At 42.9% G+C, this 17,492-nt stretch carries 17 protein-coding genes; 7 read left to right on the forward strand and 10 right to left on the reverse strand.

The features are described 5' to 3' along the window. Nucleotides 1-39: 39 nt before the first annotated feature. Nucleotides 40-480 (forward strand): hypothetical protein, encoded by a 441-nt coding sequence (locus GVX98_RS15970; protein ID WP_058870506.1) that lies wholly within the window; start codon nt 40-42, stop codon nt 478-480. A gap of 97 nt (nt 481-577) precedes the next feature. On the opposite strand, the gene lpxC is transcribed toward GVX98_RS15970, so the two are convergent. From lpxC to GVX98_RS16015, 9 genes are all read right to left on the reverse strand, one after another. Next, nucleotides 578-1,480, reverse strand: coding sequence for a UDP-3-O-acyl-N-acetylglucosamine deacetylase (lpxC, locus tag GVX98_RS15975; protein ID WP_062031958.1), 903 nt, complete (start codon nt 1,478-1,480; stop codon nt 578-580). 123 nt (nt 1,481-1,603) lie between these two features. Then, complete coding sequence (gene ftsZ / locus GVX98_RS15980) at nt 1,604-2,800, reverse strand: cell division protein FtsZ (protein ID WP_159128631.1); 1,197 nt, start codon at nt 2,798-2,800, stop codon at nt 1,604-1,606. 163 nt (nt 2,801-2,963) lie between these two features. After that, nucleotides 2,964-4,226 carry a cell division protein FtsA gene (gene ftsA, locus GVX98_RS15985; RefSeq protein WP_087011895.1) on the reverse strand — a complete coding sequence of 421 codons (1,263 nt, stop codon included), beginning with the start codon at nt 4,224-4,226 and terminating at the stop codon, nt 2,964-2,966. Between the two features lie 66 nt (nt 4,227-4,292). Beyond that, the gene (locus tag GVX98_RS15990) at nt 4,293-5,147 is read right to left on the reverse strand and encodes a cell division protein FtsQ/DivIB (RefSeq protein WP_159128632.1); all 855 of its coding nucleotides are present in this window, start codon (nt 5,145-5,147) and stop codon (nt 4,293-4,295) included. After that, nucleotides 5,148-6,077 (reverse strand): D-alanine--D-alanine ligase, encoded by a 930-nt coding sequence (locus GVX98_RS15995; protein WP_159128633.1) that lies wholly within the window; start codon nt 6,075-6,077, stop codon nt 5,148-5,150. A 56-nt stretch (nt 6,078-6,133) separates the two neighbouring features. Further along, nucleotides 6,134-7,582, reverse strand: a complete 1,449-nt coding sequence (gene murC, locus GVX98_RS16000) for a UDP-N-acetylmuramate--L-alanine ligase (protein WP_005401502.1) — start codon at nt 7,580-7,582, stop codon at nt 6,134-6,136. Nucleotides 7,583-7,594: 12 nt separating this feature from the next. Then, entirely contained in the window at nt 7,595-8,692 is a 1,098-nt protein-coding gene (gene murG, locus GVX98_RS16005) for an undecaprenyldiphospho-muramoylpentapeptide beta-N-acetylglucosaminyltransferase (RefSeq protein ID WP_159128634.1), read from the reverse strand. A 480-nt stretch (nt 8,693-9,172) separates the two neighbouring features. After that, a complete protein-coding gene (gene gshB / locus GVX98_RS16010) occupies nt 9,173-10,117 on the reverse strand; it encodes a glutathione synthase (protein WP_058870511.1) in 945 nt (314 codons plus the stop codon). A gap of 217 nt (nt 10,118-10,334) precedes the next feature. Beyond that, complete coding sequence (locus GVX98_RS16015; RefSeq protein ID WP_159128635.1) at nt 10,335-10,817, reverse strand: glutathione peroxidase; 483 nt, start codon at nt 10,815-10,817, stop codon at nt 10,335-10,337. 181 nt (nt 10,818-10,998) lie between these two features. Between GVX98_RS16015 and GVX98_RS16020 the strand changes: the two genes are divergently transcribed. The 4 genes from GVX98_RS16020 to GVX98_RS16035 all read left to right on the forward strand — a co-directional run bounded on the left by GVX98_RS16020 (nt 10,999) and on the right by GVX98_RS16035 (nt 15,132). Further along, nucleotides 10,999-11,451 carry a MarR family winged helix-turn-helix transcriptional regulator gene (locus tag GVX98_RS16020; RefSeq protein ID WP_159128636.1) on the forward strand — a complete coding sequence of 151 codons (453 nt, stop codon included), beginning with the start codon at nt 10,999-11,001 and terminating at the stop codon, nt 11,449-11,451. Beyond that, complete coding sequence (locus GVX98_RS16025) at nt 11,452-11,649, forward strand: DUF3565 domain-containing protein (RefSeq protein ID WP_159128637.1); 198 nt, start codon at nt 11,452-11,454, stop codon at nt 11,647-11,649. It abuts the gene before it with no gap. Nucleotides 11,650-11,845: 196 nt separating this feature from the next. Further along, a complete protein-coding gene (locus GVX98_RS16030; RefSeq protein ID WP_159128638.1) occupies nt 11,846-14,083 on the forward strand; it encodes a TonB-dependent siderophore receptor in 2,238 nt (745 codons plus the stop codon). 188 nt (nt 14,084-14,271) lie between these two features. Continuing rightward, nucleotides 14,272-15,132, forward strand: a complete 861-nt coding sequence (locus GVX98_RS16035; protein WP_159128639.1) for a methylated-DNA--[protein]-cysteine S-methyltransferase — start codon at nt 14,272-14,274, stop codon at nt 15,130-15,132. A gap of 37 nt (nt 15,133-15,169) precedes the next feature. Here the strand turns inward: GVX98_RS16035 and pyrE are convergent, their stop codons facing one another. Then, nucleotides 15,170-15,820: an orotate phosphoribosyltransferase gene (gene pyrE, locus GVX98_RS16040; RefSeq protein ID WP_159128640.1), complete on the reverse strand. Its 651-nt coding sequence runs from the start codon at nt 15,818-15,820 to the stop codon at nt 15,170-15,172. Nucleotides 15,821-15,859: 39 nt separating this feature from the next. Here pyrE and GVX98_RS16045 point away from each other — a divergent pair, with 39 nt between their 5' ends. Together GVX98_RS16045 and GVX98_RS16050 are read left to right on the forward strand one after the other, a co-directional pair. Continuing rightward, complete coding sequence (locus tag GVX98_RS16045) at nt 15,860-16,678, forward strand: exodeoxyribonuclease III (RefSeq protein WP_159128641.1); 819 nt, start codon at nt 15,860-15,862, stop codon at nt 16,676-16,678. A gap of 453 nt (nt 16,679-17,131) precedes the next feature. Further along, nucleotides 17,132-17,482, forward strand: coding sequence for a Spx/MgsR family RNA polymerase-binding regulatory protein (locus GVX98_RS16050; RefSeq protein ID WP_159128642.1), 351 nt, complete (start codon nt 17,132-17,134; stop codon nt 17,480-17,482). Nucleotides 17,483-17,492 lie beyond the last annotated feature (10 nt).

Here is a 17,492-nt window from a genome sequence, read left to right on the forward strand (position 1 = left end):
AGCGCATAAGATTAAGACATTAACATGAAGGAAATATGTATGTCCGAACCAGTGAATCTCTTTCAACAAACCAGAAAACACATAAAAACAGGAAACTTAACGTTTCTCTCAAAGCAAGTAACTGCATGGCAGAAACTTACAAAACTGATTCAACCTATCCTACCGCAACCAGAGCAGTGGCAGGTTGTTTGTTATCAATATGGTATTTTGACGATTACCGGCGAAAATCAAGCGATGATTAGTCAACTTGGTTACCTTCAAAAACAATATATTGCACAACTGTCGGAACTTGATGAGTTTAAAGACCTACAAAAACTCCAAGTTCGTTTGAGAATCCCCTCTCAAACACCCGCAAAGATACAATCTATTTCAAGATCGCTAAGCACAGAAACTCAAGACTTAATCCGAGGTGCTGCTGACTTTGTGAGCGACCCTAAGCTTAGCCAAGCAATGCGACGTTTGGCAAGCAAAAAAAAGTAACCTCGTCTCGACCCGCTTCAGAATTGCGTTTTTAAAATGATAAATTCATCACATTTATGTTTGTTACAATATAACATCACACAATAAAGACAATGACTTAAGTCACACTCACATAAGGAATTGGACACTGATCTTCGTCATTAAATGTTACAATTTCATAGCTGCTTGGATCACTTTGGACATTGCGCAATAATTGATTATTCAAAGCATGCCCAGACTTATATCCATCAAATTTGGCAATAATTTGGTGACCGAGCAAGTAAAGATCCCCCACCGCATCTAATATTTTGTGACGAACAAACTCATCTGAGAAGCGCAAACCTTCTTCATTCACCACCCCCGTTTCATCGACGCCAATGGCATTGTCTAAACTTGCCCCCAAAGCGAGATTATTGGCTTTGAGATAGTCCAAATCTTTCATAAAACCAAAAGTACGAGCCTCGCTGACTTCATAAACAAAGGTTTCGGTTGAAAAATCAATAGTGGCAGACTGATATTCTTTCTTAAAAGCGGGATGGTCGAAGTCAATGGTAAAATTGAGTTGGAAACCCTCATGCGGGCGGAAAATGGCGCGTTTGTCGTCGATAAGTGCTTCTACAGGTTTGAGGATTTTTATAAATTTTTTAGGGGCATCCAGTTCTTTGAGACCACCTTGCATGAGCAAGTAAATAAACGGACCTGCACTGCCATCCATAATTGGGACTTCAGAGGCAGACACTTCAATGATCAAGTTATCAATACCCAAACCTGCAATTGCACTCATAACATGTTCAATCGTACCGACTTTGGCATCTTCTTGAACTAAGTTTGAACACATGAAGGCTTCTTGGATCAACATCGCATTTGCACGAATGTCGACCGGTGGATTGAGATCGATACGACGAAACACAATTCCTCCGTCCGCATGATGTGGCACAAAGTTAATTAAGACTTTTTGACCACTATGCAAACCAATGCCGCTTGCTTTAACGACACGTTGTAGAGTTCTTTGTTTCAACATGTTTCATATCATCTCACCACTAAACCGCTATACGTTAGCATATTTAGCCATTGATAAAAAACAAAAAGGTAGTCAGAGACTACCTTTTCTTCATCACATGTGGCTTAACCACATAGACAAACACTACTTACGTTGTTGATTTTTCAAGTAATCTTGAATACTCATTGGAGTTGGACGTGCGGCACTCACTGTCGATGCAGAACTTGCTGCAGCAGCCACGTCTTGGTTCTGACGCTGGATTGCAGGCACATCATCATCTTCAACAACCACTTGCGTTGCATGCCCATGTTGTGCTACCTGCACATGTGCATTTGGGCGCTTCACTGGCTCAGCAGAATCTGCTGAATTTCGAGTCAAACCGGTTGCAATGACAGTGACACTGATTTCATCACGCGCATCCGGATCAAATACGGTACCGTAGAAGACTTGGCCTTCGTCTAGATCGACAATTTGGTTCACAACGTCGGTAATTTCTTCGATTTCGCCAAACGTGACGTCATCACCACCCGTCACATTAATCAGAATCCCTTTGGCATTCATAATGGTGACGTTATCCAGCAATGGACTACGAATCGCTTGTTCAGCTGCTTGGCGTGCGCGGTTTTCACCACGACCTAAACCCGCACCCATCATGGCATAACCACGTGTGCTCATCGCAGTTTTCAAGTCAGCAAAGTCAAGGTTAATATGACCTGGGCGTACTACCAAATCAAAGATACTACGGACCGCATTTAACAAGACATCATCCGCTTTTTTGTAAGCATCTTTCATTGAGATGTCACGGAAAACTTTTAACAAACGTTGGTTTGGAATGATGATTAAAGAATCTACATGCGCTTCTAATGCTTCAATGCCTTGCTCAGCAGACTGAAGACGACGTTTACCTTCAAAGTTAAACGGTGTCGTTACTACGCCTACGGTTAAAATGCCCATTTCTTTGGCAATTTCAGCAACCACTGGCGCAGCACCTGTACCTGTACCACCGCCCATACCAGCAGTGACAAACACCATGTCAGTACCTTCAAGGTGCTGACGAATCAAGTCACGACTTTCTTCAGCCGCTGCTTGACCTACATTTGGATTGGCACCCGCACCCAAGCCACGAGTACTTTGCTCACCCAACTGGATCTTGAATTGTGCATTCATACGGTCTAGCGCTTGCTTGTCCGTATTGGCACATACAAATTTTACACCTTGAATATCTGACTCAAGCATGTGTTGTACGGCGTTACCACCTGCACCACCAACACCAAACACAGTAAAACGGGCTTGACCGTTGCTATCGGTTTGATCATCTTCTAAAAATTCAAATGAGGCCATGACCTATAGATTTCCTAATTCGTTATTGGCAGTCACTTAAGCCCGTATACTGCCTTGATCTTAATAAACAAAATTGCTTTTAAGCATGCTGTGCAAGCCATAGCTTGTCAAGTTTAAGCGATGCGTTGTACAACTTCTTAACAATATTCCAAAAAAATTCAACTTAAAAAACAGATTTCAGCTTTTCATTGAGTCCAGACCAAGCACGTCCAACGCGCTTAATCAGAGACAGTTTTTCCGTATCTTCTGGTTCCACTATGGTTTCTTGTGTTTCGCTCTGGCTAAACATCAACAAACCTGCAGCAGTGGCATACTGAGAGCGACGCAGTGCGGCAATACTTTGCTCATCTGCTGTCACTTGCACAGGTGGATTACCCAAATGCGCAGACACACCCAACATACGACGGGTCAACGTCACCATACCTTCGATTTGACTGGCATCACCAGTTAACACCACACCATGATACAAACCATGAATCGCACCATTACGCTCTAGCTCTTGGCGAACTTGGCCTAAGATTTCTTCATAACGCGCAATCACGATTTCAGTCAGCTCAATACGACTAATCGTTTGCGGACCATCAATCCCTTGGATCTGAATCATATGGTCCGGTTTAACCGACTTAATGTCGACACACCCATAGAGTAATTTAATTCGCTCAGCTTCTTCAGTGGTGGTTTGTAACACAGCAGCAATATCACGGGTGACATGTTCGCCACCACGCTGCAAAGTATGTGTCAACGCCAAACGACCATCCAAATACACCGCAATGTTGGTGGTACCTGCACCAATATCGACTAAACAGACGCCATACTCTTTTTCATCTTTGAGTAGGCTCGCTTCTGCCGTTGCCAGACAAGACACCACCAGTTTCTCCACCCCGATGTTCGCGCCTTTTAAGGCCCGATCAAGGTTTTGCATGGTACTAATTGGTAACATCATCAACTGATAATGACCAATCATGCTGTGTGCAGACATCCGTATTGGGTTTTGTACCCACTCAGTGGAGTCATCCAACTCAAAGCCCAGTGGAACAGCACTGACCAAATAATGATCCGAGGTCATGTGGCTGGCTTTGGCCAACTCTAATGCACGAACCACTTCACTTGTTGTAATTGTATGGTCAGTATTTTCAACTGGCGTTCGTCCAGATGCATAAAAGCTTTTTAACTCGGCACTTGGGATTGAGACCCACGCGGAATGGACACGGCATTCAGCCATATCTTCTGCTTCTTGCACGGCATTTTTTATCGCTGTAATGACTTTATCAAGACTTACAATTTTTCCTTTATTCATGCCTCGGTTACGAGCAGTTGCCATTCCTATCACTTGGATATTGTCTGGCGCATGTACCTTACCAATCAAAACTGAAACTTTGTGCGTCCCAATGTCAATCGCAACAACTGAGGGAACCGCTTCATTCATTATTTACTACTACCATCACATGTTTGTTTAATTTATGGCTTTATGCCTCTGTTTTAAAGCCAAGTATTATGGCTTTGCTGCTGCTCCACCTGCAATGCTTGTGTCATCAATCGTTACAACAAAATGACCATTTGCTATCTTTGGTGCGGCAGCATTTTTCCATTGGATGGCCAAGCCATTCCGATAACGCAAATCAATGGCAGATACTTTGACCCAAACTGGCTTCAAATCACTTTGAGCCAAATAACTCAAACGTTGCAGCTTACTCATGGTTTGATCCTGATCTACGATAACACGTAAACCTGAATCGAACTGCATAAACCAAGTCATACGCTCCGTTAAATATAGTTCTTTTAAACGGAGATTGACTGGCTGGAATAATTGATTAATTTCATTATAACGGCGCATCATCATTTTAGACTGACTGATTGGGCCGTGTAATAAAGGCAAATTCTGATTATTTTTCGGCGTCACTTCGCTAAATACATCACCGCTGTCACTTAAGAGACGCCCTGTCCCCCAACGTGCAATTGCATGCCGTGGCATAACACGAACGCGAATCGCATTCGGCCATGCCCGCGAAACCACCACGCGATCGACCCAAGCCAACTCTAAAGTGCGATCACGAATTTCTTCTAAATCTGAGGTGAAATAATTATGAGTAATGGCTGGTGAAACATGTCCCATCACCTGATTTTTTTCCGCCTCAGAACGTACGCCGACTACATCAAGTTCGGCCACACGTGCATCTGTCATGACTTGATATAAGCCATAAATACCAACCAACAGCACCGCCACGGCAACGACCAACATCACCCAACCACCGAAGTTGGCAAGCTTTTCCTTACGCGTCGGTGGTTTATCGTGTATCGAAGTAATCGCTGCGCGTTTACGGCGCATAGAAGCGGGTAATTGCGCCATTTAGTGAGCCGCACCTGTCAGTGTTTGCTCTAAAATTTGGACACAAAGTGCATCAAAGCTATAACCCACTGCATTTGCTGCTTTTGGTACCAAAGAGTGACTGGTCATACCAGGTACTGTATTCACTTCGAGTAACCAGAAATTGCCTTGCTCATCTTGCATCGCATCAATACGACCCCAACCACTTGCACCCACCGCTTGGAATGCACGGAGGCAAAGCGCTTGCAACTTTTGCTCTTCTTCAGCGCTTAAGCCACACGGAATTCCGTATTCCACATCATTACGTTGATATTTCGCTTCATAATCATAAAAAGCCACATCAGCAGGCGGTTGTAGACGAATCACAGGTAGCGGTTGACCATTTAAAAATGAAATCGTGAATTCACGTCCCGTAATCCATTTTTCAGCCATCACCACAGCATCGTGTTGGGTCGCCTTGGCGATTGCCGCTGCCAAATCTTCTGCTTTTTCGACTTTACTCATGCCGACACTTGAACCTTCGTGTACTGGCTTGATAATCAGTGGAAGGCCCAAATTCGCTACCACTTCAGCCAAATCTGACTCTTGGCCAATGATGCGATAAGGCGCTGTTGGTAAGTCTGAACCCTGCCAAATTTGCTTGGTTTTAACTTTATCCATACCAATGGCAGAACCCTGTACGCCTGTTCCGGTATACGGGATGTTGAGCCACTCCAAGACCCCTTGGATTTGACCGTCTTCTCCACCACGACCATGTAACACAATAAACGCACGGTCATAACCGACCAATTCGGTCACACTACGCTCTTTCGGGTCAAAAGCTTCTGCATTTACACCCGAACGAACCAATGCTTCAAGTACAGCTGCACCACTATCTAGAGAAACCTCACGCTCAGCAGACCTACCACCAAGCAACACCGCTACTTTGCCGAATTTTGAAGCATTTGACACGTTGATATCCTTAAACTTTATGACTGTTTTATTCATTGAGTAATCACAAAACGTGATTATTTTAAATATAAATGATTGCTTGCAAGCTCAACCGAGATAGCCCCCACATTACCTGCGCCTTGCGTCAATAACAAGTCATCCGCTTGTAACACTTTTTTCAACGCATGCTGCAAATTACCTTCGACTGGATCGATTAAAATCGGCTCTACATCGCCACGTAAACGAATACTACGCGCCAATGAACGACTATCTGCCCCCACAATCGGCTTTTCGCCCGCAGGATAGACTTCAAGCAGCAACAACTGATCGACATGTGACAATACATCCACAAAGTCATCGAAACAGTCACGGGTACGGCTAAAACGGTGTGGCTGGAACATCATCACTAAACGGCGATCTGGATGGCTTGCACGTGCCGCTTTAATGGTCGCTTCGACTTCTTTAGGATGGTGACCATAGTCATCCACCAATTTCACGTTGCCGCCGTCGATGTCAAATTCACCTTGGACTTGGAAACGACGACCTACACCGCTGAAACTTTCTAACGCACGTGCAATCGCAGCATCAGACACACCTTCATCGGTTGCAATACCAATCGCCGCAAGTGCATTTAAAATATTATGTAAACCTGGCAAATTGATGGTTAAACGCAAAGGCTCACGATCTTTACGTAATACGGTAAAGTGCGACTGCATGCCTTCTTGTTCAATATCCACTGCACGAATGTCATTATCTTCGTTAAAACCATACGTGATCAATGGACGACCAATGCGCGGCATGATTTCACGAATGTTGGCATCATCGCCACATACTACAGCCAAGCCGTAAAACGGTAGTTTTTGTAAGAACTGCACAAAGGTATCTTTTAAGACATCGAAACTACCACCATAGGTGTCCATGTGGTCTGCATCAATATTGGTCACGATGGTAGCCATCGGTTGCAAATGCAGGAATGATGCATCTGACTCATCTGCCTCTGCCACGATAAAACGACTCGCGCCCAGCGCAGCATTCACACCAGTACGGTTCAGCAAACCGCCAATCACATAGGTTGGGTCGAGATTTTCTTCTGCCAACATACACGTGACAAGGCTAGTGGTCGTGGTTTTACCATGCGTTCCCGCAACAGCAATTCCATGACGGTAGCGCATCAGCTCACCCAGCATTTCTGCACGGCGCACCACAGGTGTACGCGTTTCAATGGCTGCTTTGATTTCAGGGTTTTCTGCATCAATTGCAGTCGACACCACAATCACGTTTGCCCCTTGAATATTTTCAGCGGTATGCCCGATATAGACTTTGATGCCGTTTTCTTCAAGCTGAGCCGTGGTTTTTGATGCTTTAATATCTGAACCTGAGACTTTGTAGCCTTGGTTCTTGAGCACTTCAGCAATACCACACATACCCGCACCACCAATCCCAATAAAATGGATGTGCTTAATACGGCGCATTTCTGGCACTTTAATTAACTTTTTTGCTTGATCAGCAGGCGTAGATGGCGACATAAAATACTCGGTTTACAATGCTTGAATTAAACGAACCACATGTTGGGTTGCATCGGGTTGTGCTTGCTGACGTGCTTTCACTGCCATTTCAGACAATAACTGACGGTTCATCAAGGGTAATAATAATGCTTTTAAACTCTCGGGCGTCATGCTTGCTTGCGGGCAAATTTTGGCTGCACCGATATTGGCTAAAAACTTTGCATTGGCCGTTTGGTGATCATCCACTGCACTTGGCAGTGGAACAAAAACCGCAGCCACACCGGCAGTCGCAATTTCGGTAACGGTTAACGCCCCAGCACGGCAAATAATTAAATCGGCATCGCTATAGGCTTGGGCCATATCTTCAATAAAAGGGTGGACTTCAACCTGAAGCTGTTCAGGAGCATCGGCATAACGCGCTTGGGTCGTCTCTGCATGGTTTTGACCACACTGATGATAAACGCTTAACGGCACATTCAATTGCTTCAATGCTTCAGGAACACGCTCATTTAACGCTTGTGCACCTAATGAACCACCCACAATTAAAACTCGAAGCGTGGCTCCAGCTTTTTCACGTTCTTGATAACGCCAAGACGGATTTAAAATTTCCGTAATCTCTTTGCGGACGGGATTACCCGTAGTCACAATTTTATCTTGTGCAGCAAAGGTATTTGGAAAAGCCTGACACACAGTTTTGGCAATACGTGATAACTGCGTATTGGTAAATCCAGCAATCGCATTCTGCTCATGAATAATCACAGGAATACCCAGTGCGCGCGCAGCCAATCCACCAGGCCCAGCGACATACCCCCCAAAGCCCGCGACGGCATCGACTTTGAGCTGCTTCATGTAACGTATTGCACTTAAAGTGGCTTTTAAAATTTTAAAGGGTGCCAATACTTTGCGGACTAAGCCATTGCCGCGCACACCTTGAATATCAATTTGATAAATTGGGATATCATGATTTTTAAGCAGGCGATTTTCCATACCTGTAGGCGTAGCAAGCCACGAGACTTGGCAGCCTTGTTGCTGTAATTCCTTAGCCACAGCAAGTGCTGGAAAAACATGCCCGCCCGTTCCGGCAGCCATCATCATTACATGTTTCGGCTTTGTTGGTGTTGCTTCGGTCACAGTCTAATTCTTCAATTCTAAAAATATGGAAACAAAATTCAATTTTAAGCGATCAATTGTAATCACAAACGCATAGTCGCGAAAGATTATTTACTTTTTTTCAACAGGCATTTGATTGTTTTTTTCTACTGATTTTCAAGTTTAAACTAGATTTGTTATCAGATGTGCATTTTTACTCAAACTACAGCACACAATCAGGCTCAACAGCGCAATTGGCGATATTTAAAATTAAAACTAGGAAGCTGATTGGAATCAATTATTTAATACAATTCTAAAGCCCTATTCGCGTCATTTTAGCGCCTAGAAATACAATCTGAGTGCATACATTTGAGTAGGATGAAAATTTGTAGTGTCTGGCAACATAATCCGCTTTATTTTCAACCAAATTGATACACTTTGCAGCAAAGTACAGCTCTATTTCAAAACCGACCACCACCATGAAAGAAAAAAGGAACCATTTCAGGTTCCTTTTCTGTCGTTTTAGCTGGCTTTGCCTGCTTCCAAGACATCAAATAAATCATCGGCAATCGAGGTACCAAATTGCGCATCAATCTCACGAATACAGGTTGGACTAGTGACATTAATCTCGGTCACATAATTGCCAATCACATCAAGTCCGACAAAAACCAAACCTTTTTCACGTAAGAAGGGTCCCACTTTTGCAGCAATGGCCTTGTCATTCTCAGTCAAAGGACGTGCTTGACCCAAACCACCTGCGGCCAAATTTCCACGCACTTCACCATTTTGTGGAATACGCGCCAAGCAATATGGAATCGGTTCGCCATTGACCAGCAAAATACGTTTATCCCCTTCCACAATTTCAGGAATATAACGCTGCGCCATAATTGGACGTGTGCCCATTTCCGTCAACATTTCCAAAGTTGAGCCAATGTTCACACCATCTTGATATAAACGGAAAATTCCCATGCCGCCCATCCCATCAAGAGGCTTCACAATCACATCACCATGTTCTTTGATAAATTCACGGATCAGGCTTTGTTGTGAAGTCACTAATGTAGGGACTTGGAGTTCGGGGAACTGCGTGGCAAACAGTTTTTCATTACAGTCACGTAAGGACTGTGGTTTATTGATAATCCACGCGCCTTCACGTTCCGCTTGTTCCAAAATATAAGTGGTATAGACAAAGTTCATGTCGAACGGTGGATCTTTACGCATCAAGATCACATCGTAATCGGCCAAGGACTCTTTTTGCTGTTCACCCAACTCAAAATAATGATCGTAATCTTCAAACACTTTTAAGGGAGAAATCAGACCAAAGGCTTTGCCTTGATCGATATATAAATCGTGTTGTAATGCATAACCCAGCTCATGTCCGCGACGGCTTGCTGCCCATAACATGGCCATGGTGGAATCTTTTTTCAGATTCACCGTTTCAATCGGGTCCATCACTACTAGTACACGCATAATTCTCACGCTCAAATTTTTTTAAACTTGGCAAAAAGTATAGCGAAGTTTTCAGGTTTGGGTGCAACAAGTTGTGTAATAATTAAAGATTAAAAAATCTATTTTATTCAAATAACTACAACTTCTTGCGGCAACTAATCAGATGCTAACTGCGCGATGCAACAAAGGAAAGTATGCATCCATTACCAAGCGACAGCTCCTTTCCACACCTTCTCCATTAAGCCAAAAGGCGTTGAATATCCTTAGCAATTTTTTCAGGTTTAACAATTGGCGCATAACGTTTCACCACCTGCCCTTTTTGGTTAATGAGAAACTTGGTGAAGTTCCATTTGATGCTTTGACTACCTAAAATACCTTTAGCTTCAGTGGTTAAATACTGATACAGCGGATGCGCTGTAGGCCCATTCACGTCAACTTTGGCAAACATTGGGAAAGAGACTCCATAGTTACGCTGACAAAAGCCACCAATTTCTTCATTACTCGCAGGGTCTTGCTGCGCAAATTGGTTACAAGGAAAACCTAAAATCAGCAGGCCTTGCTGTTGATAGTCCTGATATAACTGCTCCAAACCTTTAAATTGCGGGGTTAAACCACATTGGCTAGCGGTATTCACCACCAATAAAACCTTGCCCTGATAATCGGCCAGATTCTTTTGCTCGCCTTCCAACAGTTCGGCCTGAAAATCATAAATTGTGGTCATTACATCTCTTCCATTCATCAAAATGTCATTAATTAAAGTCGCTTCAAGTTCTGAATCGATCTCAACCTCAAATAAATATCGCACACAATTAACTTGTGCACAAGATTATTATGCACAATACACTTTCATCCCTATTTCATTTATACTGCTTTACAGACATCAACACCCAAGGACATGCAACATGGCGGACACCCCACTTTTAGAAAACCGCGTGTGTTTTGCCATGTATTCCGCAACCAATGCCATGGTTCGTCAATACCGTCCACGCTTACAGGTTTACGATCTGACCTATCCGCAATTTATTGTTTTGTTGGCTTTATACGAGCAGGACAATGTGACGCTGACCGAGATTGGACAAAAAACCTTTTTTGACTCAGGCACCTTAACCCCAATTATTAAAAAACTAGAAGAAAAACAGTTTTTGAAGCGTGTTGCCGTCAAAGAAGATGAACGTATGAAAAAAGTCGTTCTGCTGGAAAAAGCACTCTTAGCCAAAGATAAAATTATGGCCATTCCATTTGAGCTGGCATGTTCTTTAGGTCTAGATCCCGATGATTTGGTAGCCATCCATCAACTGTGTCAGCGTTTTTTAAACGGTTTGGAACAGACCCAACACGACAGTCGAGATACTTAAGTGCAACAAGCGATTGTCGGTTTTCATCTAGATGAAGAACGTCATTGGGTGGCGGAGCTTACCTGTGGTCACACACAACATGTCCGCCATACTCCACCGTGGCAAAACCGTCCCTGGGTACAAACTGAGCAAGGACGCCAAGAAAAAATAGGTGTTCTTTTAAGCTGTAAAAAATGTATGGAAAATTCACAAAAATAATTCTTTTGCATTTTCTTCAAATTTTAATGCTTATTTATCAATTTTTTAGAAAAATTAAATAGCCTGTATAGCTGTACTTTTAAACTCAGTAAAACTATGTAGAAAAAATGAATATTACCGTAAGTCTTGTTCATTTTTAGTAAATGATTATACTTCTCATTTTTATTGGCAATTCACTCTCTCCGAGCCTTAAATCATGATGAAATTTTCACCACAGCCGCTTTGTGGTTCTAACCTATTCAAATATAGCCTTCTCAGCTTTATGATTTTAAATGCGCATGCAGCTTATGCGGATGAAGCGACACTACAAAATAATGAGAACCCCTCCTCTCAAGCGACGACAAACAAATCGAACACAACAGCAGTTCTGCCTACCTTGAAAATTGAGGCAATGAGTGAACTTGATCCAATCAAAAGCTATGTCGATTATGATCATGCCAATGTCACACGAAATGGGTTAAAGAAAAAAGATATTCCTCAAACCATCGATACCATCGATGTACAGAAATATAAAATCTATGGCTCTAACGACCTCAGTGTGATGCTACAAGGCACACCGGGAGTATCCACCAGCTACGATACGCGTGGTGATGGCATCACCCTCCGTGGTTTCTCTGCCGACTCGGGTGATATTTACCGTGATGGTATTCGTGAAAGTGGCCAAGTACGTCGCAGCACATCCAACATTGAACGGATCGAAATTTTAAAAGGCCCTGCCTCGGTACTTTACGGTCGTAGTGCTGGCGGTGGTGTGATCAATATGGTGAGTAAATACGCCAACTTTGACTCGAAAAGTTCCGTCGGTACTTACGTAGGCTCATATGATAACTACGGTGCAACAGCAGATATTAACCAAGTGTTGAATGACAATTGGGCTGTCCGTTTAACAGGTGAATACGGTGAAGCGGATAGTTTCCGTTCAGGCATTGATAGTAAAATTGAAATGATCTCGCCAAGTTTCACTTATAAAAATGATGATGAAACCCTCACGTGGACCACACAATATACTTATGACAAATTAAATCGAACCCCTGACCGCGGGCCTTCTTATAGTAACTTACCCGCGGGTGTTTCAATCAAGACTGGCTTTGCTCAAGAAGGCGATTTTATTGAAGATGAATTACAAGTTATTCGTACTGATGTGAAATATCAATATGCGCCAAATTGGAATTTCCACTGGGCGCTCAGTTATCGCCAAGCTTATCAAAACTTTGACAACTTCTTTGGTGGTACCTATTGCAATAACAATCTCACTTTAGAAGCAACACCAAAAGCATGTACTTGGAATGGTTACATACGTCAAAGCTATGCATGGCAAGAAACCATGAATAAGACCATTACCAATACTTTTGATATTTCTGGCTCATTCAAAACTGGAGCTATAGAACATCAGCTCCTCGTCGGTGCAGATGTCAGCCGTGAAGACCGTTCACCAAAACTAGGAAATTACTCAAGTGGTACAGGTGTTCCTCGCTACTATGGTTTTATTAACCCTTACAATCCAGCAGACCAATATAATACGTTACCAAGCTCAGAACGTCTCCCTGTAACCTCTGATAATCATCACGTAGGTGAGTCAATGGGGTTCTTTGCTCAAGATTTAATTAGCCTGACACCTAAACTTAAAATGATGTTAGGTATGCGCTATGATCAGTACAATTTCAAATCGACCAATCATATCCAGAACCTTTCAAAACAATATGATGATACGACCTTCAGCCCTAATATTGGCTTTGTATGGCAACCATCAGAACAACACAGTTTTTATACTTCATACAATAAAAGCTTCGCCCCTTATGGAGGTCGTGGCAATATTTCTGTTGATGTTAATACTGATCCTAAATACTATGATGCTGAACCTCAATACAATGAACAATATGAAATTGGGGTTAAGAGTGATTGGTTAGACCAACGCTTAAACACACAACTTTCTGTTTATGACATTCGTAAAAAGAATATTCGTTATCAACCTGATTCAAAAGAACAACCTTTCCTTTGGTCCGTAGGTGGTGAACATCAAGCCAAAGGTTTAGAGTTCAGCTTCATCGGTCGTGTACTGGACAACGTATTTGTCCGTGGTGGTTATGGTTATACCGATACTGAAGTGAAAAAGGATAAGGAAAAACCAGAGAATGTAGGGAATGCATTAGCAAATGCCTCTAAAAACACAGGCAACCTATTTGTGCGCTACTTACCTACAGAAAAACTCTACGGTGAAGTTGGTGTGACTTATGTGGGCTCTTATTACACAAACATCAATAACTTGAACAAAATGGAAGGCTTCAACCGTGTCGATGCTGCCATTGGTTATAGTACTGACCCATGGAACGTGACTTTAGCTGTCAGCAACTTGACCAATAAAGAATACTGGCGTTCGGACTCTATGCCAGGCACACCACGTAGCTTCCTCATGCGCTTGAACTACCAGTTCTAAACCCCTTCAGTTAAAACGCCATCTCAAGCGGAACAGGTCACTGTTCCGCTTTTTTATGCTTATCAAGGGGTGCCTAAGCCAATCGATGCATGCTTCTAACCTTTTCTGATAAAGCGCAAGAAACGGATTTTCAGGCCTGACTGGATTTGTTACTGTTTTCTTAAGTTAAATGATTTCCGCGAGTAATCATGACAGAACATAGCAATTACGCACGTGTGGCAAAGGCAATTGAATACATTGAACAAAACTTCAAACAGCAACCCAGTTTGGCTGAGATTGCAGAACACGTGCATTTAAGTCCTACTCATTTTCAGCGTATCTTTAGCGAATGGGCAGGTATTAGCCCGAAGAAATTTCTGCAATATGTTAGTGTGGAATATGCAAAGTCGGTTTTGAAAAATCACACAGAAAATAATATTTTTGCAGCAACCTTTGACACTGGCCTTTCCAGCACCAGTCGATTGCATGATTTATTTGTCCAAATCGAAGGGATGACGCCCGCAGAATATAAACAGGGCGGTGAAGCACTCCACATTCACTACAGCTTTGCCGAGACCATTTTTGGCTCCGTCATTATTGCCTCAACCCCTAAAGGGATTTGCCATATGGCCTTTACCGAAGCAAATCGGGATGCATTGGCCTATCTGAAAAAACAGTTTCCACGTGCGACATTTATTGAAGATCAGGATGAATTACAACGCAAAGCACTCACAATTTTTCAGCAAGATCAACACAGCCTATCAAAGATTAAACTGCATCTGAAAGGCACCGACTTTCAGCTCAAGGTGTGGCAAAGCCTGCTCAAAATTCCCATGGGGCAGCTCAGCAGTTATGCACATATTGCCCAAGAGATTGGGCAAGAGCGTGCCTCACGAGCGGTCGGAACAGCAATTGGTAACAATCCCGTTGCCTTTTTAATCCCATGCCATCGGGTCATTCAGTCTTCAGGACAACGTGGCGGCTATATGTGGGGGACGACACGTAAAACCGCGATGATTGGTTGGGAAGGTGCGCATAGCCAAACGCCAACCGAAAGAGAGAGCGAATAAAAAAGGAAGCCGAAGCTTCCCTTTTTTGTTTCAACGCTTAAACGCCATATTTCACGCGATAGGCTTCCATTTTTGCTAAAGCTTCTGTCTCACCTTTAGCCTCTAAATAATTCATCAAATCTTTCATGGTCACCAATGCATGCACAGGAATTTCCAATTCTTTTTGGACTTCTTGAATCGCAGACAGTTCACCTTGACCTTTTTCTTGGCGGTCTAATGCCACCAACACACCTGCAATCTGCGCACCTGCATTTTTCAAAATGGTGACTACTTCACGGATCGCTGTGCCCGCAGTAATCACATCATCAATAATCCAGACTTTTTTGCCTGTAACGGATGCACCAACCAAAACCCCGCCTTCACCATGATCTTTGGCTTCTTTACGGTTAAACCCCCAAGGTACACTCACCCCATGATTTTGTGACAAAGCCACAGCTGTTGCAGCAACAAAAGGAATCCCTTTGTACGCAGGACCAAAGATGACCTCAACATTGTTGCATTCTGTCAGTTTGGCTGCATAGCCAGACGCCAGTAATGACAAGGCTTCACCGTCATTGAGTAGACCTGCATTAAAAAAATAAGGACTCACACGACCCGATTTTAAAGTAAACTCACCAAATTTAAGCACGCCACGTGATAATGCGAGTTCGATAAAAGCTTGAGGGTTAAATGTCGCTTGCGTTGTCATGCGGTGCTCCGTATTTTCAAATTGAGGTAAGACTTGCGCATGATACCAAAGAGTAGCTATCCAAGTGATCAAAAAATTTTACGTGTAGTTTCAATTAACGTAAATGGTCTACGTTCTGCAGAAAAAAAAGGGATTTTTGATTGGATTGCCACATCAGATGCTGATGTGATTTGCATGCAAGAATCTCGCATCACCCACGAACAATGGACCGATAAATTTAAACCTGAAGGTTGGCATACTCACCTGTTCCCTGCTGAACGTCCAGGGTATGCTGGCACTGCTATTTATAGCCGTTTACCGTTTGTTTCAGTCACGGATGGACTTGGTTTTGAATTGGCCGATTCTCAAGGCCGCTTTATTTCGGCTGAGTTTGACTTAGGCTTAGACCAAAACGTGCATATTTGTTCACTCTATTTACCATCGGGTTCTTCTGGTGAAGAGGCACAAGTACGTAAAGACCACTTCTTAGAAGAATACAAACAAATTTTGAAACAATGCCGTGATGAAAATAAATCCGTGATTGTCTGTGGTGACTACAACATCGTGCATAAACGCATCGACATTAAAAACTGGTCAGGCAACCAAAAAGCCTCAGGCTGCTTACCACACGAACGCGCTTGGCTCGATCATATTTATGATGAACTTGGCTATGTCGATACTTTCCGTGAAGTGCGTCCAGAGGCTGAGCTTTATTCTTGGTGGTCAAACCGAGGACAAGCTCGTGCGAAGAACGTAGGCTGGCGCATTGACTATCAAGCGTGCTCACCTGACTGGAAAGCCCGTACAGTCAATGCTTGGGTCTATAAAGAAACATGGTTTAGCGACCATGCACCTGTCATTATTGACTACAAAATCTAGAAAAATTTAAGTATTTAGCTCATATTCAGTTAACACCTGTTTACTGAATATGAGTTTTTAACCTACATTATCTGCCGTTTTTTGAGTCTTTTTCTGATCAATCAATCAGTGCATTATGTTTCCACGGCAAAGGGACGATGTCAGGATGACAGCACAAGGACAGGACGCCGTAGGATGAAATTAAAACGAACTATGGAAATAGTTGGTTTTCAAGGATGTGACAATGGACGTTGTAATGAGACCCGCATGATCAGGATGATTAAATGCGGGTTTTCTCTTTTTTAGTCTCTGCCTTTTTTAATGCTTCTTCTTTTTAGATTCTATTTTTCTTTGATTTGATTCTAAATCGCTTTTATGACAAGACGATGACGCTTTAAGCCTAGATCGACACACTAGAGCTGCTCTGCTTTTTCCGTTACTCTAAACCCAGCTTAAAATTCAGAAGGGTTTTCCATGTTAAACGTGTATGGCATTAAAAATTGTAATTCAATGAAAAAAGCATTCGACCTACTGAATGAGTTAGGTTTAGCGTATGAGTTTCATGATTATAAAAAACAAGGCATTGATGCTGCCACTGTCAAAACATGGCTCGATCAGATTGGGGCAGATGTAGTCCTGAATAAAAAAGGCACTACTTGGCGTAAGTTGACTGAAGCAGAACAAGACACTGCTTTAGCTTCAGAGCAAGGACTCATTGATGCCCTCACGACCCATAACAGTCTCATCAAGCGCCCTGTGATTGCAACCCCAAATGGTTTTATTGTGGGTTTCAATGAAGATGCAATTCGTGCCTTGAAGGCATAACAAAACAGAA

The organism is Acinetobacter sp. 8I-beige (assembly GCF_902505955.1).
GTDB lineage: Bacteria > Pseudomonadota > Gammaproteobacteria > Pseudomonadales > Moraxellaceae > Acinetobacter > Acinetobacter johnsonii.